At 59.7% G+C, this 19,172-nt stretch carries 22 protein-coding genes; 10 read left to right on the forward strand and 12 right to left on the reverse strand.

What is annotated here, in order from left to right; translation table 11 throughout:
• Positions 1-69 precede the first annotated feature (69 nt).
• From fliQ to cckA, 4 genes are all read left to right on the forward strand, one after another.
• Positions 70-333, forward strand: a complete 264-nt coding sequence (fliQ, locus tag AEAC466_RS26425) for a flagellar biosynthesis protein FliQ (RefSeq protein WP_023456749.1) — start codon at positions 70-72, stop codon at positions 331-333.
• A gap of 2 nt (positions 334-335) precedes the next feature.
• On the forward strand, positions 336-1,166 hold the full coding sequence (gene fliR / locus AEAC466_RS26430; RefSeq protein ID WP_023456750.1) for a flagellar biosynthetic protein FliR: 831 nt from the start codon (positions 336-338) through the stop codon (positions 1,164-1,166).
• Positions 1,167-1,229: 63 nt separating this feature from the next.
• Entirely contained in the window at positions 1,230-2,306 is a 1,077-nt protein-coding gene (gene flhB / locus AEAC466_RS26435; RefSeq protein WP_023456751.1) for a flagellar biosynthesis protein FlhB, read from the forward strand.
• 173 nt (positions 2,307-2,479) lie between these two features.
• A complete protein-coding gene (gene cckA / locus AEAC466_RS26440) occupies positions 2,480-4,720 on the forward strand; it encodes a cell cycle histidine kinase CckA (protein WP_023456752.1) in 2,241 nt (746 codons plus the stop codon).
• Positions 4,721-4,754: 34 nt separating this feature from the next.
• Here the strand turns inward: cckA and AEAC466_RS26445 are convergent, their stop codons facing one another.
• From AEAC466_RS26445 to rpmE, 4 genes are all read right to left on the reverse strand, one after another.
• The gene (locus tag AEAC466_RS26445) at positions 4,755-5,219 is read right to left on the reverse strand and encodes a hypothetical protein (protein ID WP_023456753.1); all 465 of its coding nucleotides are present in this window, start codon (positions 5,217-5,219) and stop codon (positions 4,755-4,757) included.
• A 62-nt stretch (positions 5,220-5,281) separates the two neighbouring features.
• Complete coding sequence (locus tag AEAC466_RS26450; protein WP_155913461.1) at positions 5,282-5,815, reverse strand: hypothetical protein; 534 nt, start codon at positions 5,813-5,815, stop codon at positions 5,282-5,284.
• A gap of 27 nt (positions 5,816-5,842) precedes the next feature.
• The gene (locus tag AEAC466_RS26455) at positions 5,843-6,757 is read right to left on the reverse strand and encodes a heme-dependent oxidative N-demethylase family protein (protein ID WP_023456755.1); all 915 of its coding nucleotides are present in this window, start codon (positions 6,755-6,757) and stop codon (positions 5,843-5,845) included.
• 77 nt (positions 6,758-6,834) lie between these two features.
• The gene (gene rpmE, locus AEAC466_RS26460) at positions 6,835-7,059 is read right to left on the reverse strand and encodes a 50S ribosomal protein L31 (protein ID WP_023456756.1); all 225 of its coding nucleotides are present in this window, start codon (positions 7,057-7,059) and stop codon (positions 6,835-6,837) included.
• Between the two features lie 133 nt (positions 7,060-7,192).
• Here rpmE and AEAC466_RS26465 point away from each other — a divergent pair, with 133 nt between their 5' ends.
• On the forward strand, positions 7,193-9,028 hold the full coding sequence (locus AEAC466_RS26465) for an ABC transporter transmembrane domain-containing protein (RefSeq protein ID WP_031238189.1): 1,836 nt from the start codon (positions 7,193-7,195) through the stop codon (positions 9,026-9,028).
• Here AEAC466_RS26465 and AEAC466_RS26470 read toward each other — a convergent pair whose 3' ends face one another.
• From AEAC466_RS26470 to thiE, 4 genes are all read right to left on the reverse strand, one after another.
• Positions 9,029-9,970 carry an SMP-30/gluconolactonase/LRE family protein gene (locus AEAC466_RS26470; RefSeq protein ID WP_023456758.1) on the reverse strand — a complete coding sequence of 314 codons (942 nt, stop codon included), beginning with the start codon at positions 9,968-9,970 and terminating at the stop codon, positions 9,029-9,031.
• A gap of 131 nt (positions 9,971-10,101) precedes the next feature.
• Positions 10,102-10,902 carry an inositol monophosphatase family protein gene (locus tag AEAC466_RS26475; protein WP_023456759.1) on the reverse strand — a complete coding sequence of 267 codons (801 nt, stop codon included), beginning with the start codon at positions 10,900-10,902 and terminating at the stop codon, positions 10,102-10,104.
• A gap of 87 nt (positions 10,903-10,989) precedes the next feature.
• Positions 10,990-11,556, reverse strand: a complete 567-nt coding sequence (gene efp, locus AEAC466_RS26480) for an elongation factor P (protein WP_023456760.1) — start codon at positions 11,554-11,556, stop codon at positions 10,990-10,992.
• Between the two features lie 179 nt (positions 11,557-11,735).
• Positions 11,736-12,365, reverse strand: coding sequence for a thiamine phosphate synthase (thiE, locus tag AEAC466_RS26485; RefSeq protein ID WP_031238190.1), 630 nt, complete (start codon positions 12,363-12,365; stop codon positions 11,736-11,738).
• A gap of 217 nt (positions 12,366-12,582) precedes the next feature.
• Between thiE and AEAC466_RS26490 the strand changes: the two genes are divergently transcribed.
• From AEAC466_RS26490 to AEAC466_RS26505, 5 genes are all read left to right on the forward strand, one after another.
• Positions 12,583-13,257 carry a glycine zipper 2TM domain-containing protein gene (locus tag AEAC466_RS26490; protein ID WP_023456762.1) on the forward strand — a complete coding sequence of 225 codons (675 nt, stop codon included), beginning with the start codon at positions 12,583-12,585 and terminating at the stop codon, positions 13,255-13,257.
• Between the two features lie 148 nt (positions 13,258-13,405).
• Positions 13,406-13,591: a (2Fe-2S)-binding protein gene (locus AEAC466_RS0122000; RefSeq protein WP_031238192.1), complete on the forward strand. Its 186-nt coding sequence runs from the start codon at positions 13,406-13,408 to the stop codon at positions 13,589-13,591.
• A 143-nt stretch (positions 13,592-13,734) separates the two neighbouring features.
• Positions 13,735-14,220, forward strand: coding sequence for a bacterioferritin (gene bfr, locus AEAC466_RS26495; RefSeq protein WP_023456764.1), 486 nt, complete (start codon positions 13,735-13,737; stop codon positions 14,218-14,220).
• A gap of 113 nt (positions 14,221-14,333) precedes the next feature.
• Positions 14,334-15,266, forward strand: coding sequence for a class I SAM-dependent methyltransferase (locus AEAC466_RS26500; protein WP_052025036.1), 933 nt, complete (start codon positions 14,334-14,336; stop codon positions 15,264-15,266).
• A gap of 16 nt (positions 15,267-15,282) precedes the next feature.
• Entirely contained in the window at positions 15,283-16,443 is a 1,161-nt protein-coding gene (locus AEAC466_RS26505; RefSeq protein ID WP_052025037.1) for an alpha/beta hydrolase, read from the forward strand.
• 27 nt (positions 16,444-16,470) lie between these two features.
• On the opposite strand, the gene hisN is transcribed toward AEAC466_RS26505, so the two are convergent.
• The 4 genes from hisN to AEAC466_RS26525 form a co-directional block, all read right to left on the reverse strand.
• The gene (hisN, locus tag AEAC466_RS26510; RefSeq protein WP_052025059.1) at positions 16,471-17,310 is read right to left on the reverse strand and encodes a histidinol-phosphatase; all 840 of its coding nucleotides are present in this window, start codon (positions 17,308-17,310) and stop codon (positions 16,471-16,473) included.
• Positions 17,311-17,474: 164 nt separating this feature from the next.
• Positions 17,475-17,858, reverse strand: a complete 384-nt coding sequence (locus AEAC466_RS26515; protein WP_023456768.1) for a helix-turn-helix domain-containing protein — start codon at positions 17,856-17,858, stop codon at positions 17,475-17,477.
• A 333-nt stretch (positions 17,859-18,191) separates the two neighbouring features.
• The gene (gene rcdA, locus AEAC466_RS26520) at positions 18,192-18,716 is read right to left on the reverse strand and encodes a protease adaptor protein RcdA (RefSeq protein WP_023456769.1); all 525 of its coding nucleotides are present in this window, start codon (positions 18,714-18,716) and stop codon (positions 18,192-18,194) included.
• Positions 18,717-18,864: 148 nt separating this feature from the next.
• Positions 18,865-19,080, reverse strand: coding sequence for a DUF1192 domain-containing protein (locus tag AEAC466_RS26525; RefSeq protein WP_023456770.1), 216 nt, complete (start codon positions 19,078-19,080; stop codon positions 18,865-18,867).
• Positions 19,081-19,172: the final 92 nt, after the last annotated feature.

Below are 19,172 nucleotides of genomic sequence, written 5' to 3' on the forward strand. Positions count from 1 at the left end.
ACACGGCAAATATGACCCGGTAATCCGGCAAAATTTGCCGGGCGTTTGGTGATATTAACGGATAGACGAATGAACGGTGCCGAGGTTTTGACGATTGGGCGTGACGCCATCTGGCTGACCATCCAACTGTGTACCCCGATTCTACTCGTGGGCCTGGTGGTCGGCGTGGCAATCGGCCTGTTCCAGGCGTTGACGCAGATTCAGGAAGCCACGCTTATCTATGCACCCAAGATCATCGCCGTGTTTCTGGCGCTGCTGCTCCTGTTGCCTTTGATGGGCAGCCTGTTGTCCGGCTTCATGCACGAAATCGTCAACAAGATCGCGATGATGTAACCATGCTGCTGCAGGCCGCTGCCCAGATACGCACAGGTCTGTCCGACGCGGGCGGCGGAGACCTGAGCTCGTTCTTCGGCACGTCGGCGCAGGTGTGGGCGGTCGGCCTGATCTTCCTGCGCCTGGCCAGTATTGTGATGCTGGTGCCGGGCCTGGGCGACCCCGCCGTTCCGGCGCGTGCGCGTATCGGCTTCGCGCTCCTGCTGGCGATCATCATCACCCCGACCGTCAGCCCCAGCCTGCCGCCCTTACCAGCAGGGTTGGGCGACATGACGGGGATTGTCCTTCATGAGGTCATAATAGGCCTCATGCTCGGTACGCTGATGCGCGTCCTGCTTTTTACCCTTATCACTACCGGCGAGATTCTGTCCTTGCAGACTACCTTGTCCTTCGCCCAGACAGCCAATCCCACAGAAGCCCAGTCGAGCACATCGCTTGGCGCCTTTCTGGCCGTCTTCGGCATGGTGATGATCTGGGCGACGAATACCCATCATCTGTTCATCCGCGCCATGGTCGACAGTTATCAGATATTTTCGCCGGTCAAGCGCGTCATGATCGGCGATGCCGGTACGCTTATGATTCGCACCTTGACCGAAAGCTTTGTGTTGGCCCTGCAATTGTCGGCGCCGGTCATCGTTTTCGCGTTGGTCTTCAATATCGCCACGGGTTTCGTCGGTCGCATGATGCCCAATTTCCCGATCTTTTTCGCCGCTACGCCGCTCAGCGTTCTGGCTGGCCTTACCATTCTGGCCCTGTCGCTTGGCACTATGGGCGTTGTCTTCATCGACCATTACCAGGACCTGCTGGGCATCTTCATTGCGAGGCCGCGATGAAGACCTGCCTTAACGTCTGCACCCGCCTGCCGGGTCTTTGGACGCTATCCGGAGTGACGGATAATGGCTGAAGAAGCGGATGGCGAAGACAAAACAGAAGACGCCTCGGGGCGGAAACTCCAGCAGGCCCGGGAAAAAGGCGATGTCGGTAAATCCGGAGACCTGCCGCAAGCTCTGTCCCTGATCGGCGCCTGCGCCGTCGTGGCCCTGAAGGGGCCTGACATCTGCAAGTCCCTGACGGCCAATCTCATACCGTTTATCGACCATCCCGACCAAATGCTGGGGGCGCTGGACGGTGATGGCGGCATGGGGATTGCCCGCGCTGTCATACTGAATATCGTCCCTATCTTGCTGATGATCATGGGGGCATCCATGTTCATGGGCATAGCGGGCAATGTGCTGCAAACCGGTCTGATGTTCACGCCGTCGAAGCTGGCGCCTGATTTCACCAAGCTCAACCCCATGACGGGTTTCAAGCGACTGTTCGGCGTTGACGCCTTTATTCAATTTGGCAAGACGCTGCTGAAGCTGGTTGTCACGGGCATCATCGTGTGGATGGTGGTGAAGAACCGTCTGCCGGGCATTGTCGGCTTGGCGGCGGCATCGCCGATGATGATCCTACCCTATGTGAAGGAAGCCGCCATCGCCCTGGCGCTGGCCGTTTGCCTGTTTCTGTTTATCGAAGGGGTAGGGGATTTCGCCCTGCAAAAGTTCCGCTTCCTGCAACGCATGAAAATGTCGAAGCAGGAACAGAAGGAAGAATACAAACAGACCGAAGGGGATCCGCACATCAAGGCCCGCCTGCGTCAGTTGCGCATGGAAAAGGGGCGGCGCCGCATGATGTCCAATGTCAAGAATGCCACCGTGGTCGTCACAAACCCGACCCACTATGCGGTCGCCTTGCAATACGAACCCGGTGAGATGGCCGCGCCCGTCTGCGTGGCGAAGGGCATGGACGCTGTTGCGTTGAAAATTCGTGAGGAAGCGGGAAAGCATACGGTGCCGATCGTAGAAGACCCGCCCCTGGCGCGCGCGCTCTACGCCGCTATCGAAATCGATGACACCATCCCCGAAGAACATTTCGCCGCTGTGGCGAAGCTGATCAGCTTCGTGATGGCCAAGAAGAAGCGCGGCTTCTGACGATCAACAGCTTTTCCACAGGCCTGCCACCGCCCTTCTCCTTCTAACACGTTGTCGTGCTTGGACTTTTGCAAGATTCTGCACACAAATCAAAATCGGCTACACTGAGGGAAGTGATTCGCTTATGCGTTGAGCGATTCCTCCCGCGTCCAGTCCCCTGAAAGGTTCCGCCTTTGTCCGCAAACTCGTTTACCGCGCAGATTCGTGCGAAGAAAGACGCATCGCAAGAGGAGAGCCCGCCGGCCTCGGGTAAGCTAGGTCCGGAAAGACTGGGACAGGAACAGTCGGCGAAGGCCGATACCGCGTCTGTTGGAAAGTCTCGGCGTGCGCCTAGCCTGACCAAGGCGCTGAACCCGATGACCGTTGGTATTGTCGCGGCCGTGGTGGTTTGCGCCTGCCTGGCCGTTTGGCTGGTGGCGGGCCGTCTGCCGGCCGGTGTTGTGATCGGAATCATCATCGCCGCCTTTGCCGGTGTCATCTTCATGGGCATGTTCGCCTTTTCGTCGGACGAGGAAATCCTCAGCGCAGAAGGGTTCAAGGCGGGCGATATCGTGCGCGCCTTGAGTGAGCCCGCCGCAGTCTCCGCTTTCGACGGTCATGTGCTGGCCGTCAATCCAGCCTGGAGCGATGCCGGCGGCGGTAAGCGTCGGCTGCCGCATGGCGACGACGCGCCCGCCCTGTTTGTCGCCCTGCGTGAAGCCAAGGCGCAAGGCGTTGGCCGTGCTCTGGTGCGGTTGGGTGGGTTCGACTACGAAATGGTTGTGTCGCGTCTGGGCGAAGACCTGGTTCTCGTTCGTGCGGCATCGCAAGGTGTGCTCGGCAATGGCCTGATGCTTAAGCACGAAAATCCACATGCGGTCGAGGAAGCGGGTTTCTTGCCGGATGAACCGGAAATCAAGCCCGACCTGCCGGCCGCCGTTATGGACGCCTTCGCCGAAGCGGCACCGTTCGGTGCGGCCCTGATTGTCGGGGACGATGTGTTTTCGGCCCGCATCAAGGACTTCAATACGGTGTTCGCCGCCTTGACCGAGCAGGTGCCAGACCGTCTGACCGGCATGGCCTTTGGCGAACTGGTCACCGAAAATTCACGCGCCGCGTTGGAAGAACGCCTGGCATCGGGCAAGAGCGGCCCATTCGACATCGCCCTGAGCGTCAAGTCCCAGCGCGCCTTGCATATCTATGTCTCGCAGGTGTCGGGCGGCTATAGCCTCTATCTGTTCGATGTCTCCGAGCAGAAGAAGCTGGAGCAGACCCTGGTCCAGTCGCAAAAGATGCAGGCCATTGGCCAGGTCGCCGGCGGCATGGCGCACGATTTCAACAATCTGCTGACCGGGTTCAAGTTCCGCAACGACCAGCTGCTGCTCAATCACCCGCTCGGCGATCCGTCCTATGAGGACCTGAACGGTATCCGCCAGATCATTGCCCGTGCCGAAGACCTGGTGCGCAACCTGCTGGCCTTCGCGCGCAAGCAGACGGTCAAGCGCGTTACGCTCAACGTCGGTGAGATGGTCTCCGAAGCCGAGGTTCTGCTGCGCCGTTTGGTGCGCGAAGACGTCAAGCTGGAAACCGCCTATGGCCGCAACCTGCCCAATGTCCATGTCGACAAGGGCCAGATGGAAATGGTCATGATGAACCTGGTCGTCAATGCCCGTGACGCCATGCGCGCCCAGGGCGGCGGCAAGGTGAATATCCGCGCCGCCAGCATGACCCAGGACGAAGCCAAGGCCTATGGCTGGCCCGATGCGCCGGCCCAAGGGGCGGCGCTGATCGAGGTCAGCGACACCGGGCCCGGCATTCCGCCGGAAATCGCCGCCCAGGTGTTCGAGCCCTTCTTTACTACCAAGCCGCTGGGTGAAGGAACAGGCCTCGGCCTGTCCACGGTTCACGGCATTATCGCCCAGGCGGGCGGGCACATCCTGATCGTGTCGCCGCCGGGAAAAGGCGCCAGCTTCCTTATCTTCCTGCCCGTATGGATCGAGGTCGAAAAGCCTGCCGATGCCCCGAAGCCCGAGGTCGCCGCCAAGCCGGTGCCCAAGGACCTGTCCGGTGTCGGTCGCATCCTCTTTGTCGAGGATGAGCAGATTGTGCGCGGTATCGCCGCACACCTGTTGCGCCAACGCGGCTACGAAGTGCTGGAAGCCGAGGACGGCGAACAGGCCCTGGAAATCATCGAGGCCGAAGGCGGCAAGTTCGACCTTCTTATCTCCGACGTCATCATGCCGGGCATGGACGGCCCGTCCATGCTCAAACTGGCCCGACCCATTCTGGGCGACGTCCCGGTCATGTTCATCTCGGGCTATGCGGAGTCGGAATTCTCAGACCTGCTGGAAGAAGAGCAAAACATCTCCTTCTTGCCGAAGCCGCTCGATATCAAGACCCTGGCGGAGCGCGTGAAGGCGCAGTTGGCGGCGTAAAAATCGAGGTCTTTGGCCGGTGGCGCCGTCGTGATCACGGCGCATCGATACAGTTGCGCGCGCCTGCGATGGGAATGCGCTGAGTGCCGCCTTTGTAGGTGACGATCAGTTCGCCGGTGACCGCGCGGACCTGCTGCCCGGGTGCGGCTTCCTTGATGTCGTACGATTCAACGACCGATAGCTGCTTAGCAGCGTCGCTGAAACTGCGGACGCTATGACTGGGGTCCGCGCCGCCATGGACCATGGTGACTTTGGTCAGATGCCCGCCGATGCGGATATAGCCGTTGGCGCCGCCTTGCAGAGAATCTTCGGTGAATATTCGTGATCCGTCCGTTCGCCCGGCGCGGGCGACATTGGTGAGGCAGCCCGTCAGATCGTTTCCGTCACTCGCCAGGAGATCGCTTACGGTAAAGGCGGCAGCAGCGCGCTCTTCGGCCGTCGGTTGGTGGCAGCCCATCAGGGCGATGAAACATACAAACGGCACAGGTGTCTTCGTCATGCAGTCCTCGCGTGGGCCTGAACGACGCTATCACGGCAATTTATAAGCAAACAATGCGACTGTCAGCAGGCCGTGCCGCCAGCGAAGGCCACGGATTGCGTAACGCCGTCCCAGGTGACGGTCAGATTGCCTGTCATTTCCACGCTGTCCGATTCCTGATGGGCGGCGCCGACGACATAGGCTTCCTTGACCGTCAGGCGACCGGTAGCGTCGCTGAACAAACGTGTGCCGGTACTGTCATTGTCACGGCTTATGCCTGTCAGATCGACACGCATCAGTTTGCCGTCAATGCGCAGGAATCCCTTGGCGCCACTGTCGACGCCGTCTTCGCGAAAGATATCGCGGCCGCCGGAAGCCCGGGTTAGCATGGTCGTGCATCCCATGATGTCGCCGTCATCGTCGTTCAGTTCGTTTATGACGAAGGTTTTGGCGGCGGGCTTTTGGGCTGCGAGGCTTGGGGCTGTGAGGTTTGGGGCGGTGGCCGACGAGGCGTCGGCCTGCGCGCTGGGATGGGTTACGGTCTGCGCCGGTTTGCATGCGGTGAGGCTGAGCAGAGCCGCCAGGATGATTGTCACCCGTCTTGGTGTCGATGTCATATGTTTCCCCCGAATGTCGTCAGGCTATCACGACGCGCAATCGCCCGCAATCTGAGACAGGCGGGCGATCAACCGTTCGCGCTCCACCGTCAGGCCCTTGTAGTCCAGTTGTGCGGCGCTGTAGGCCTGCAATTGGGCGATCAATGCCTGCGCCAGCGCAGCGGCGTTGGGCTGGCGCTCCATTTCGTGCAGGGGATCAAGGTAGATGCGGATGGTGAACAGGATATCGCCGCTGACAGGTAGCTTGCGCAGGGTCTGGCGTTCCAGGCGGAAGTACAGATTGTCGATCTGTTCATCGCCGAGTCGACGCGAAAACCGCCATTGCCCGGCCGAATGCGGGTGGTGCAGGGCATTGTCGGCGTGAAGCGACCAGTTCCAGCGCATCACCGGCTGTTCCGGGCGCAGGTTATCAAACATACGCTCGATGATGGTGGCGTTTCGCGTCTCCCGCCCGAAGTCAGGCACGGGGGCGTGAATCTCCTGAAGCGCCTTGCCAAATTTTTCATGCAGCCGCCAGGACGATGGAAAACACAGGTGCCCCGCCGCCAATCGCCAACCGTCCTCGCCCCGGCGCATCAACACAAGATCTTCCTGCACCAGACCGCCGGCAACAAGCAGGGGCGGATAGGGCGTATCGAGACGCAAGCGCCGGAAGGCGGGAAGGATGTCTATCTGTGGTCCCAGCCGCTGATATATGTCCGGAAACCGCTGCGGTAGATGATCGGCCAGCAGGTGCAGCACTTCGGTCTGGGCGGCTTCGGTTCCCGGCTCCATGACGAAGATCGCGTCCGGCGCGCGTTCGGCCAGCCGGTCCTTTTCGTCGAGATAGCCGAGCAGGTTTTCGTCGGCATCGATCCAGTCCGCCGCATCGAGCGGCCTCACACCGATGGTGAACAGTTTGTGTGACCCGTCATAGGGCGTATGGAAAGCGCGATCCGTCATTCAGCCTGGATAGCACAAAAGAAAAATCCGGCCCAGTTGCCCGGGCCGGATTTTGATATTCGCATAATAAGCCAGGCTTACTTCTTGAGGAAGCCAGCGAACTTGTTGTTGAAGCGCGAAACGCGGCCGCCGCGGTCGAGCAGCTGGCCCGTGCCGCCGGTCCAAGCCGGGTGCGTGCGCGGATCGATGTCGAGGTTCAGAACGGCGTCCGGCTTGCCATAGGTCGAGCGGGTCTTGTAGCTCGTGCCGTCGGTCAGGGTAACCGTGATCCAGTGATAGTCGGGGTGACCTTCTTTTTTCATCGTCATCTATCCTTTATACGTCCGGCCAGCAGCGTGCGGACGCGATAAAAAGCGTGGGGCATAATTGCCGAAGGAGCGGCTTCTACAGGAAGCTTCCTTGCCGCGCAAGCCTTTCGTGTATAAAGCAGGCAATATGTCCGACTCCCAAACCGATACTCCCGACGGCCGCCCCAGCTCCGGTGCCGAACTGGCCGCCAGCATGCATCAAGCCGCAGGGCAACGCGGCAAAACCAAGAATTTGCGGCCGCTGCGCCGTCTTGTCCCCTATCTCTGGAAGCAAAAGGCGATTGGCCTGGCCATGATCGTCTTTCTGCTGATATCGGCCTCGGCGACGCCGTCCATGACCTTTGTCGCCAAGCAGTTGATCGACCGCGGATTCGGATCGGGTAATGTGGCGGAACTCAACAAATGGTTCATTGTCCTGGGCGCTGTTGCCCTGGTCCTGGCCCTGTCCACGGCCTTGCGCTACTATTTCATCACGCGCATGGGGGAGCGCGTCGTCGCCGACCTGCGCGAAGATGTCTTTGCCCATATTCTTGGGCTCGATCCGGCTTATTTCCTGAAAATACGTACAGGCGAAGTCATTTCGCGCCTGACCGCCGACATCCAGATCATCGAGACCCTGGTTTCGTCGTCCATCTCGATAGCCCTGCGCAATCTGCTTACCTTCGTGGCGGGACTTGTCATGATGATGGTGGTCAGCCCGAAACTCACCTTGATGGTATTCGGTGTCTTTCCGTTTGTGCTGGTTCCCCTGATCACCTTCGGACGTCAGGTCGGCCGCGCCACGCGCGACACGCAGGACGCGTTCGCCCGCGCGGTTGGCTTCGCGTCGGAATCGCTGGACGCGCTGGAAACCGTCCAGGCCTTCGTTCGCGAAAGCTTTACGCGCAAACGGTTCGATGCGGGCGTGGAAGACACCTACCGCATGTCGGTGGGGCGTATGGCCACGCGCGCCACCATGACGGCCATGGTCATCACGCTTGTGTTCGGCGGTATCGCCTTCGTGCTCTGGCTGGGCGCACAGGATGTGCTGAACGGGCGGATGTCCAATGGCACACTGGTGCAATTCGTCATGCTCGCCATTCTGACCGGCGGGTCGGTGGCCAACCTCAACGAAACCTGGGGCGATGTGCAAAAGGCGGCGGGCGCCATGACACGGATCGACGAACTGCTCGATTCGAAGCCGAATATCGTGGCACCGGCGCAGCCTTTGGCATTGCCTGAGCCGGCGCGCGGGGACATCCGTTTCCAGGATATCCGCTTTGCCTATCCGTCACGCCCGGACCAAATCATTCTCGATGGCTTTTCGCTGATCGTAAAGCCCGGCGAAACCGTCGCCCTCGTCGGGCCATCGGGGGCCGGGAAATCGACGGTCTTCAAGCTGCTGCTGCGCTATTACGACTACGATCACGGCGTCATTCAGATGGATGGGATCGACATCCGTCAGGCCGACCCGAAGGCGGTCCGCGAGCGTTTGTCCCTGGTCGCCCAGGACACGGCTTTGTTTTCGGGGTCGCCGGAAGACAATATCCGTTTTGGTCGCGAAGACGCTACCGACACGGAAGTTCGCGTCGCCGCCGAAAAGGCCCAGGCGCGGGCCTTTATCGAAGCCCTGCCGCAAGGCTTCAAGCAGCCGCTGGGCGAACGCGCCAAATCCCTTTCCGGTGGTCAAAAACAACGCCTGTCGATTGCGCGCGCCTTGGTGCGCAACGCGCCGGTCCTGTTGCTCGACGAAGCGACCTCCGCGCTTGACGCGGAAAATGAACGTCTGGTGCAGGCTGCGCTCAACGAAGCCATGAGCGAACGCACGACCCTTGTCATCGCGCACCGCCTGGCCACCGTTCTGCGGGCCGACCGCATCGTGGTCATGGAGGCCGGCAAGGTGGTCGATGTCGGCACCCATGACGAACTGGTGTCGCGCGGCGGCCTGTACGCCCGTCTAGCGCAATTGCAATTCAGCAGCTGATCAGCCGGCAAAGGCGTTGGTCGGTAGCCCTGTGTGACCGCGCAGCAGCGATTTTGGCACTTCCCAAAGCGTGCCCGCGTGCCGATCGTCGGCATCGACGGGGGGCTGCGCCGCTGAGGTGACGAACAGCCTGTCGAGACCGGCACCGGCGAAGGTCAGGCTGGTCACCTGTTTCGCGGGTATGGTGATATCGAAATCAAGCTTGCCGTCCGGCGTATAGCGGCTGATGCGGCCGCCATTATAGTGGGCGACCCAGACGCCATCGTCGGCGTCGACGGTCAGTCCGTCGGGTGAACCGACACCCGGCGCGAAATGGGCGAAGACGCGTTTGCCCGACAAGGCGCCATCGGGTGCGAGATCGAAAACATAGACCAGATTTTCAGCGGTTTCGTTGTGATACATCCGGCGGCCGTCACGCGAAAAGGCTGGACCGTTGGTGCACAGATAGGGGGCGTCCATGCGGTGCAGGCTTAGATCGGCGTCGATACGATAGAGCGCGGCCGTCTTCTTGTTGAAAGGCATATGCATGGTGCCGGTCCACAGGCGGCCGGCGGCATCGACCTTGGCGTCATTGAGCCGGTTTTCAGTCTGGTCCGCTTCGACGGTCAGGAGTGGCGTCAGGGTGAATGGATCGAGCGTCAAGGCGTGGACCGTGCGCAATATCCCGACCAGGAAGCCGCCTGACCGGCGTGGCACGATCCAGTTGATCAGATCGGGCATGTCCCAGCTTTGGGCGCTATTGTCGGCGAGCCGCAGCGCGTTGAGCTTTTTGCCCCGGATATCGACCCAGTAGACGGTATTGTCGGGCGCCGACCATAGGGGGCCTTCGCCGAGTATCGCCCCGCCGGGACTGCGGGCAATCGGCGTTTCAGCGGCGCGCGCTAAGGCGGGTATCGTCATGGCGGCCGCGCTGATAAGCGCGGTGCGGCGGGTCAGGGTCATGGCGTCTTCTCCGGTTTTTGTTTTCCGGAGAGTAACGACTCGATTGTCCTTGTCGTCAAGCCGTTTCAGTGTTGGGCGACGCGCACAAAAAAGCCCGCGTCGCTGCGGGCTTTCTGTATCGTGTGAGGGGCCTATTTCGCCAGGTGAAGCTTTTCCAACAGCAGCGGATAGAGCTCCATATTGCCACAGATCAGATCGCCGGTGACGAGGGGAGAGGCGTCGCTGTCGATCGAGCCGAACTTACCGCCCGCCTCATGGATGAACAGCAGGCCCGCCGCCATGTCCCACGGCTTCAGGCCGCGTTCCCAGAAGGCGTCGAGCTGGCCGGCGGCCACATAGGCGAGGTCAAGCGAGCAGGCGCCGTTGCGGCGGATGCCGACGGTGCGTTGCATGATCTGGTGTAGTTCCTTCAACGCCTGGGCATGGCCGGACTTGCCGATGAAGGGCAGGCCGGTGCCGATCAGCGAATCGTCGAGCGTCTTGCGCGAAGAGACGCGCAGGCGGCGGTCGTTGTGATAGACGCCCTTGCCCTTTTCCGCCCAATACAGATCGTTGGTGACGGGGTTGAATGTCACGCCGGCGACGATTTCGTTGTCGCGCTCAAGCGCGATGGTGCAGGCGAAATGCGGAATGCCGTGCATGAAATTGGTCGTGCCGTCGATGGGATCGACGATCCAGCGGTGCGTCTTGTCGGTGCCGATCGTTTCGCCGGTCTCTTCGCCCAGAAAGCCGTAGCCGGGGCGAACGCGGGTCAATTCTTCCAGCAGGGCGGCTTCGACGCGCTTATCGGCGGCGGTGACGAAATCGCCCGGTCCCTTGCGCGAGACCTGAAGTTCGGAGATTTCCCCGAAGTCGCGGGCCACGCCCTTGCACGCCTTGCGTACGGCGCCGACCATGACCTGGATGAGAGAAGATTGAAGAACCGTGACCATGGGGAGGGGCCTTTGAAACTGGATTTACAATGTAGGCGGGGCGAACCCGTTAAACGTCCCCTTCCGTTGCCGGAAGGGGAGAGCGCATTAGTCGGCGCGCTTCATATATTCGCCGTCGAGGGTCGATACGACGATGCGTTCACCCACACCCATGAACGGCGGGATCATGACGCGCATGCCGTTGGAGGCCTTGGCGGGCTTGTAGGAGGATGAAGCCGTCTGACCCTTGATGGTCGGCTCGGTTTCGACGACTTCCAGGATCACGGTATCGGGCAGGGTGATCGAAATCGGGCGTTCGTCGTGGAATTCCAGGGTAACGATCATGCCGTCGTGCAGATACTGAATCTGGTCTTCGCCGACCCAGTCTTCATGCAGGCTGATCTGTTCGTAGTTTTCCTGATCCATGAACACCAGCATGTCGCCTTCGGTGTAGAGGTAGAGGTGTTCTTTTTGCTCCAGTGTGACGCGCTCGACCGTATCTTCGGAGCGCAGGCGTTCGTTGAGCTTGGTGCCAGTGATGAGGTTCTTCAGCTCGACCTGAGCGAAGGCGCCGCCCTTGCCGGGCTTTACGTGGTGCGACTTGACGACGGACCAAAGGCCCTTCTGATATTCGAGCACCATGCCGGGCTTGATCTGGTTGGCATTGATTTTCATGGATACAACTTGTCAAAGAGAGGGGTTAGTTGGCGGCGTTCCTACTCGGAATGGCCGCGAAACGCAAGGGGGACGGCGGAGGAAGCCATTGGCAGGGCAACACGGCAACAGCCGCCGAGGCTATGTTCCGACAAAAACGATGCCGGGCGCGAGACATACCAAGTGTATTTGAATCGTCTCTATTTGCCGGAAATGGCGGCGATCAGCGCCTTGACACCGGCGGCGGCACCGTCAGGATGGTTCCATACCGCGCCCGAGACCGCGATGAAGTCGGCGCCGGCCTGCGCCACTTCGCCGGCGGTTTCGGCCGTTATGCCGCCGATGGCGACACACGGTATTTCCATGCTTTCCTGCCAGATGCTCAGGGTTTCCAGTTCGGCCATGTGCTCGACCGCCTTGGTTTGGGTCGGGAAGAACGCGCCGAATGCGACATAGTCCGCGCTGTTTTCCGCCGCTTCCATGGCCAGATGCCGGCTATTATGGCAGGTGACCCCAATCATGGCATCGGGCCCGAGCGTGGCGCGCGCCTCTTTCAACGACATGTCGGACTGGCCGATGTGCACGCCGTCGAGGCGCAGGGATTTCACCAGTTGCACCCGGTCGTTCATGAGTACGGCCAACCCGCGCGCCTGGGCGATTGGGGCAATGATCTTGGTGACCGCGATCAGGTCGTAATCATTGAGGTCCTTGAGACGAATCTGCAAGGCGGCGACATCTCCGGCGTCCAGGGCGGCTTCCAGCTCGCGAGCGAAAGCGGCGACATCGGGTATCGCGGGAGGGGTGATCAGGTAAAGGCGGCATTTGGACATGCGGGTCATTTGCCCGAAATGCGGCGTGTGGGCAAGCCGGAAGTGTGTAAATCCTTTGGCATCACAAGGATTTCCTAAGGAAGAGTCCTTACCGGCATTTTACCTGGCGGGCCTTGATTCGCATAGCCCGCTACATATCCCTGACTACAATGCAAACAACATACCGGCTCCAGCTTTGTCTGGATGCCTGTTCGCATGAATAAAAGGAGATATCTCTATGGCCCTTAACACCAAGACATTAGCAGCCGGTGCCGCCGCTATGCTGGCTCTCTCGATGGGCGTCCCCATGGTCGCTCATGCGCAAAGCGGCAACTATGACGGCTATTGCTATGCCAAGAAGGGCAGCAAGACGACGGGGACTGTCGTTGGTGCCGTAGCCGGTGGGGCGCTCGGCAGCCAAATATCAAAGAACGAACGCGGCCTGGGCACAGTTGCCGGGGCTGTCCTGGGCGGTGTCATCGGCAACAAGGTCGCGGGTGCGAATGAGAAATGCCTGAACGGTGAATATTATTCGTATCAGTCCGGTTATTATAGCCCGCTTGCCGCGCCGGACGGCTATGATGTCATCTATTTCAAGGATCGTCCGGACACCAAGATGTACGACGTCGTCTATTACGACACCCGTCGCAGCACCAGCCCGCGTTACGCCAATAACAACAACGGCTATAATAATGGCGGCTATAACAATGGCAATTACTCCAATACCAATTCGGGCGTAAAGGGATGGCGGGACGACCGCGGTGTCTGGCGCACCGAACAGCCTGTCGCCTTCGGCTGGAAGGATTCCAAGGGCAGGTGGCATGAAGGCCAGGTCCAGGCCTATGGCTATCGCGAATCCAACGGCACGTGGCGCGAAACCAATGCCCCTAATGTTGGCTACAACAATCGCTAATCGCGATTAACGGTCTGCGCACCCTCCGGCTCACGTCGGAGGGTTTTTTATTGTGTCGATCAAGGTTTGTGATGCGAATGACTTGCAATCAAATAGCGCCTATGTTATTTGCGATGTATTCGCATTGTCATCCAGCCCTGAGTTGTCCGTGTACGTCTGTAACTGCAACGCCATCCGTGAACGTGATGCCCTAGCCGCCATCGATGCCGGCGCCGCCACGGTGAAGGCGGTTTTCACCCACTGCCAGACCCGGCCGCAATGCGCTAAATGTGTGTGCGATATCCGCCAGATGATCGATGACGCTCAGGTGTCCCTGGCGATGGCCGCAGAATAGCTAAATCGCATCTTGCTCTTGATCTTGCGAATTTCTCTTATTGTCATTTGCACAACAATTTGATTTTATTTGAAAAAGTGGCTTCACACGCGGCTGTGTCCGAACTATGCTTTTTGTTACGACACTCAACAAAGGAGCACGCCATGAAGGGCCAACCCGAAGTTATCAAGTTGCTGAATACGGTGCTCACCAATGAGTTGACGGCGGTCAATCAGTATTTTCTGCACGCCCGCATGATCGAAAACTGGGGCATGTATCACCTCGGCCGCATCGTCTACAAAGAGTCGATCGAGGAGATGAAGCACGCCGATTTGCTCATCAAGCGCATCCTGTTCCTCGATGGCCTGCCCAACCTGCAAGACCTGAATAAGCTGCGTATCGGCGAGACCATCACCGAATGCCTGGAGTCGGACCTGCGCGTGGAAATGAGCGGCCGGGAAACCTTGGTGCCAGGCGTCAAGTTCTGCGAAGATCACATGGATTATGTCAGCCGCGAACTGATGCGTCGCATTCTGGAAGATACCGAACACCATATCGATTTCCTCGAAACCCAGCTCGGCCTGATCAAGCTGATGGGCGAAGCGAATTATATCCAAAGCGCCATGAAGGAAATCGAAGGCGAGGGCTGAACCTTGCCGAAGCCATATAGATAAGAGGCGAAATCCTCTTTGACCTTTACTGGCGAACACCCTAACCTGCCCGGACCGTTGCACCATATGACCACGGCAGGGGTTCAGGCGTTTTGAGTATCGTAAATCGCAGAGAGTTTGCCCGACTGGGGCTTGGGGGCGCCGCGCTCCTTGGCCTTGGTGTCTCCGTGAGCGCCTGTGGCCGTAAGCCTGGTAACGATCCGGCTGTCGACCCCGACGCGGACGAATCGGAACAGATCAATCCCAAACTGGCGCAGCAGGAAGGCACCCTGGAATGGGCGGTCAGCGGCAATTGGCGCAACAGCGTCGATAAGGCGCGTGACAAATATCGCCATCCCATCGAAATGCTCACCTTTTTTGAGGTCAAGCCGCGTGACACGGTGATAGATATGTGGCCAGGCGCCGGCTATATGACCGAAATCCTGGCTCCCTACCTGGCGCGCGGCAAGGGCCGCTACGTTGCCGCCATGTTTGAAGCTGGCGCTACCGATACGGCCTCCACTGCCTTGGGCGACAAATACAAAGCCCACTTTGACGATAACAAAAAACTTTACGGGCAACTCGGGTACGCCGAATTTGGGGCCAACAGCACGGCCTTGCTGGAGGCGGACACGGCAGATTGCGTTCTGATGCTGCTTGTCATCCAGGACTGGATCGCCCAGGGGGTCGCCGAAAAGGCCTTTACGGATGCCTTCCAAGCGTTACGACCGGGCGGCATATTGGGTGTAGAGCAACATCGCGCCGACATCGGCAATGTTCAGGACCCAGGGGCGACCAATGGCTACGTCCAGGAACCGTTCGTCAAGCAACTGGCCGCTGAGGCCGGGTTCCAGTTTGTCGCCGCCAGCGAGATCAATGCGAATCCAAAGGATGACAAGGATCACCCTTTCGGAGTATGGACGTTACCGCCGCAACGGTTAACTGCGCCGCGCGGACAGCCGCCCAATCCGGAATTTGACGGAACGCTTTACGAATCAATCGGAGAGAGCGACCGTATGACCTTGAAATTCCGGAAGCCGCAGTAATGGGGACTAAAATTCAGTGAGCCGTATAGCCGCCCTCTCGACCAGCGCGCCTCTGATGTTCACGCCGGAATCGCGCGTGCCCGAAGGCGGCACCGGTGAATGGTTCCGTGGCGCCGGGGGGTTGCGCCTCCGCCTCGGCTTCTGGCAGCCGCCGCGTACGCCGCGCGGCACCGTCTTCGTATCGCCGGGACGTTCGGAGCCGATTGAAAAATACTATGAAGTCGTCAATGACCTTCTGGCGCGCGATTTTTGCGTGGTGGTTCATGACTGGCGCGGTCAGGGGCTATCTGCGCGCCTCTTGCCCGATCGCCTGAAGTGCCATGCCAGGTCGGCGGATGAATTTCTTGATGACTATCAACGTCTGCTCGACACGTTCGAAGAGCGCGCACCCAAGCCCTGGATCATGCTGGGGCATTCCATGGGCGCCGCGCTTAATATCGCCACCCTGGTGAAGGGGGAGCAACGCATCGCCGGGGCCTATCTGGTCAACCCGATGCTGCGTGTGAAGACCGGCCGGCATTCGCTGTGGTCGGTGAATTTCCAGACCAACTGGCAAGTCAATCACGGCCGAGGCACGGACTATGTGCCGGAGCTGTTCGACGATCCGTTCGAGCATACGTTCGAAAACGATGCCCTGACCCACGATCGCGAGCGGTATTCTATCTGGCATGAGCAACTGTTTGCCTGTCCGCACCTGGCGGTGGGGTCTCCGACGTGGGGGTGGCTGCAATTCGCCCTTCGGCTTGGTGAGACCCTGTTGAAAGACAAGAACAAGCTGCTCAAGAAGCTCAAGACCCCGATCAGCATCGTCTGTTCCGGCGACGATCATGTAATCAACAAGCAGCCGTCCAAGGCCTTCGCCAAACGGCTGGGCAAGGCGACCTACGTCGAAATTCCCAATGCGGAACATGAGGTCCTGATCGAACTGGATCAGTATCGCGACCTTGCCATGGCGGAATTCGATGAACTGGCGGAATTCGTCGCCTCCCGGTCGTTGCCTCAGGGGAATACGGAGTCCCTCGCCGATATGGACATATCGGCGTCGTTGACAAGCTTCACGGCCGACCTCGCCGAGGTGGCGTCCGAGCTGCCGGAGGATATTTCCCCTGAAGCCCTGATTCCGGAAGAGGATCATATGGCGGCACTGGACGAAAGCGGCAACCGCAGAGGGCATTGAGCCGCCTCATGGCTCTCATTTTTTGCTCTAATCCGCCGCGACGCCGAGATGTGTCAAGGCTTCATCAGCCACGGCCTGCGATCCGGCGGCCAGCACCTGGCCGGCTTCGGGACCGACCGGTCGGCCATGCCAGTTTACGACCACACCGCCAGCGTTTTCAATCACGGGGATAATCGCTTCGATATCCCAAGGCTTCAGTCCGGTTTCCAAGGCGATATCCATCGTTCCTGCCGCCACCATGGCGAAGGCATAGGCGTCGCAGCCATAGCGGACCAGCTTGCTGGCCGTACGCAGGGCGGCGTAGGCATCGACCTCCAACCCGCTGTAGAGGTGCGGGTCGGTGGTGGCGATGACGGCATCGTTTAAAGACGCGCAGCCCCGCACCGACAGGGGCGTGCTGCCGGTGGGCGTGATCAGGCGTGAGCCCAGGGGCGATCCGAGATAGATTTCCTGCAAGACGGGCTGAGCGATGACGCCCAGGACCGGGCGGCCCTTGAAACGCAAACCGATCAACGTCGTCCACACCGGCAGCCCGGAAATGAAGGCGCGGGTGCCATCGACCGGGTCGAGGACCCAGACATAGTCGGCGTCTGGCTTTTCTGTACCGTATTCCTCACCGATTATGCCGTGGTCGGGATAGCGCTTGTTGATCAGGGCGCGGATGGCGCGCTCGGCGCCTTTATCGGCTTCGGTGACGGGGTCGAAATGGACATCGGCGCGGCTGGCATTGCCCTTGTTGATCTCGCCCAGGCCCTTCAGGCGGAACAGGGGGAGGGCGGCTTCGGCGGCGGCGGCGGACAACTCCAGCGCGAAGGATTCCAGGACAGTATAGTCGGGCGCGGCGTGGTCGGGGATGTATTCTGACATGACAACCCGCATAGCCGTATCGGCCATGCGGGTCCAGAGGTTTGTCGTCGGCCTTGGGTTTGGACCTCCAAGGTTCTTAAGGAACCTTGGCAAGGGCGACCGCCCGCCGCGCACGTTTGCGCGTAATCTCTTACGAAAGATGGCAAGCGGTGTAAGCCCTTGGCTTACGCCGCTTGCTCGCTTTCACCATTGAGCGACTTGGCCAAGTCGAGGAGACGACGACGGGGGCGCTCCGACAGGCGGTAATAGGCCTGGATGAGGTCGAGGGTTTCCTTGCGCGAGAACACTTCGATACCTTCGTTGTTGACGGCGGCAACTTCGGTCTTCTCATCGGTCAGGCCGTCGTAGAAATAGTTGATCGGGGTTTCCAACGCCTTGGCCAGTTGGAACAGACGGGCGGCCGAAATACGGTTGGCGCCGCATTCATATTTTTGAATCTGCTGGAAGCGGATGCCGACAGCCAGGGCGAGTTGTTGTTGTGTCAGGCCGAGCAGACGACGGCGACGACGCAGACGCTTACCCAGGTGCAGATCGATATCGGTAGCCATGATTTCAAACCCCAAAAAGTTCGTGTGTGGCGCTGTTCCAAAGTGAAACGGCTCGCCTTACAGGTTTCAAATGGCGTGCCACACGGTGTTATCTGGGGCGTCGGGTTCGCTCAACAGGTGAAAAAATCAGGGTTATAGGGCAAAAATGGACCTGTGACAGTTACAATGCACCTCGGGGCACCGCCGGTTCAAAATCGGGATTCGATGCAAAATGACCCACGGCTCCGTTCGCGTGACAGGCGAAGAGTGCCGCCATGATCAAAATGACTAGGTGCGCGGGCACAAAAAAGGCGTGCATCGACTGCACGCCTTTTTCAAATCGACGGAAAATGCTTAGGCGTCGAGGCTGGGCTGACCGGCAAAGGCGTTTTGCAGCATGGCCATCTGGCTCATCACGGCATTGACCTTAGGGGTGTCGCCTTCGCCGTCGATGAACATGCGCTTGTCCATATGCGAAATGCGTTCATAAAGGCGGTTGGAGCGGTCGAGCAGGCTGAGCAGGCCGCCCGGCATGGTCATGGCGCCGTCGGCGGCGTCGGCCTTGAGCGGGGCGATACGATATTTGTCGTCGCAGGCGTCGGAGGGATCCATATCGCCTTCGCGAACGGCGCGCTGAACCAGAAGCCAGGACGCGATCTGCATCAGGCGCGTCGTCAGACGCATGCTTTCGCCGGCATAGACCAGGGCATCTTCGCGGGACAAGAGACGGGAGTCACGGCGGCCGTCACCGTCGAGGTAGGCGGCGGTCTCTTCGACCAAAGCCATGCCTTCCTTGAAGGTGCGATCGAACAGATCGGAAGAGGCGAAATCACGCACAATGCCTACACGGGCATTCAGAACGGGTGCGGTATCGGACATATGTAAGCCTTATGCTGAGAACTGTGGCGCAGGTCTCTTCTGACCCGCCTGTTTGCCCCGCCGGGCGTAGGTGTCATCATGAAGACCTTGGGGGCTGGCACTGCAACGCCTGTGCCATCGACCGGGAACGCATGACGATCAGTTATCGTTAATGATCCTTAAAAGAGAATAAAGCGTCGGCGGCGGACCGGCGATTTATTTTGCGATCCATGGCAGAGCGGGCGCGGGCGATTTCGCTTTCCAGGGTTTCGATGCGGGCTTCCAGGTCCTCGACGCTGTAAGGATCGAGGTCCTCGCGCACAAGGGCAGTCAAGGGTCCGGCATTCAATCGGGCCAGCGACTCGTTTTCATCCATTATCGCCATGTTTGGTGTCTCCCGTATGGACTTTTACGCCAATTTTGCGTCATCGTCCCACCTGAGATGAAACGCCTCTTGCGCGAAGAAATCAAGGAAAA

The sequence above is a fragment of the Asticcacaulis sp. AC466 genome (assembly GCF_000495815.1).
Lineage (GTDB): Bacteria > Pseudomonadota > Alphaproteobacteria > Caulobacterales > Caulobacteraceae > Asticcacaulis.

Excerpts from the sequence above, each read along its gene's own strand:
- rpmE (WP_023456756.1), bottom strand. The coding sequence starts at position 7,059 with ATGAAAAAAGAAGGTCACCCCGACTATCACTGGATCACGGTTACCCTG.
- AEAC466_RS26455 (WP_023456755.1), bottom strand. The coding sequence starts at position 6,757 with ATGACGGATCGCGCTTTCCATACGCCCTATGACGGGTCACACAAACTG.
- thiE (WP_031238190.1), bottom strand. The coding sequence starts at position 12,365 with ATGTCCAAATGCCGCCTTTACCTGATCACCCCTCCCGCGATACCCGAT.
- flhB (WP_023456751.1), top strand. The coding sequence starts at position 1,230 with ATGGCTGAAGAAGCGGATGGCGAAGACAAAACAGAAGACGCCTCGGGG.
- fliR (WP_023456750.1), top strand. The coding sequence starts at position 336 with ATGCTGCTGCAGGCCGCTGCCCAGATACGCACAGGTCTGTCCGACGCG.
- hisN (WP_052025059.1), bottom strand. The coding sequence starts at position 17,310 with ATGTCAGAATACATCCCCGACCACGCCGCGCCCGACTATACTGTCCTG.
- efp (WP_023456760.1), bottom strand. The coding sequence starts at position 11,556 with ATGAAAATCAATGCCAACCAGATCAAGCCCGGCATGGTGCTCGAATAT.
- AEAC466_RS26445 (WP_023456753.1), bottom strand. The coding sequence starts at position 5,219 with ATGACGAAGACACCTGTGCCGTTTGTATGTTTCATCGCCCTGATGGGC.
- rcdA (WP_023456769.1), bottom strand. The coding sequence starts at position 18,716 with ATGTCCGATACCGCACCCGTTCTGAATGCCCGTGTAGGCATTGTGCGT.
- AEAC466_RS26470 (WP_023456758.1), bottom strand. The coding sequence starts at position 9,970 with ATGACCCTGACCCGCCGCACCGCGCTTATCAGCGCGGCCGCCATGACG.
- AEAC466_RS26450 (WP_155913461.1), bottom strand. The coding sequence starts at position 5,815 with ATGACATCGACACCAAGACGGGTGACAATCATCCTGGCGGCTCTGCTC.
- AEAC466_RS26525 (WP_023456770.1), bottom strand. The coding sequence starts at position 19,080 with ATGGCGATAATGGATGAAAACGAGTCGCTGGCCCGATTGAATGCCGGA.
- AEAC466_RS26515 (WP_023456768.1), bottom strand. The coding sequence starts at position 17,858 with ATGGCTACCGATATCGATCTGCACCTGGGTAAGCGTCTGCGTCGTCGC.
- AEAC466_RS26465 (WP_031238189.1), top strand. The coding sequence starts at position 7,193 with ATGTCCGACTCCCAAACCGATACTCCCGACGGCCGCCCCAGCTCCGGT.
- AEAC466_RS26475 (WP_023456759.1), bottom strand. The coding sequence starts at position 10,902 with ATGGTCACGGTTCTTCAATCTTCTCTCATCCAGGTCATGGTCGGCGCC.
- AEAC466_RS26490 (WP_023456762.1), top strand. The coding sequence starts at position 12,583 with ATGGCCCTTAACACCAAGACATTAGCAGCCGGTGCCGCCGCTATGCTG.
- fliQ (WP_023456749.1), top strand. The coding sequence starts at position 70 with ATGAACGGTGCCGAGGTTTTGACGATTGGGCGTGACGCCATCTGGCTG.
- bfr (WP_023456764.1), top strand. The coding sequence starts at position 13,735 with ATGAAGGGCCAACCCGAAGTTATCAAGTTGCTGAATACGGTGCTCACC.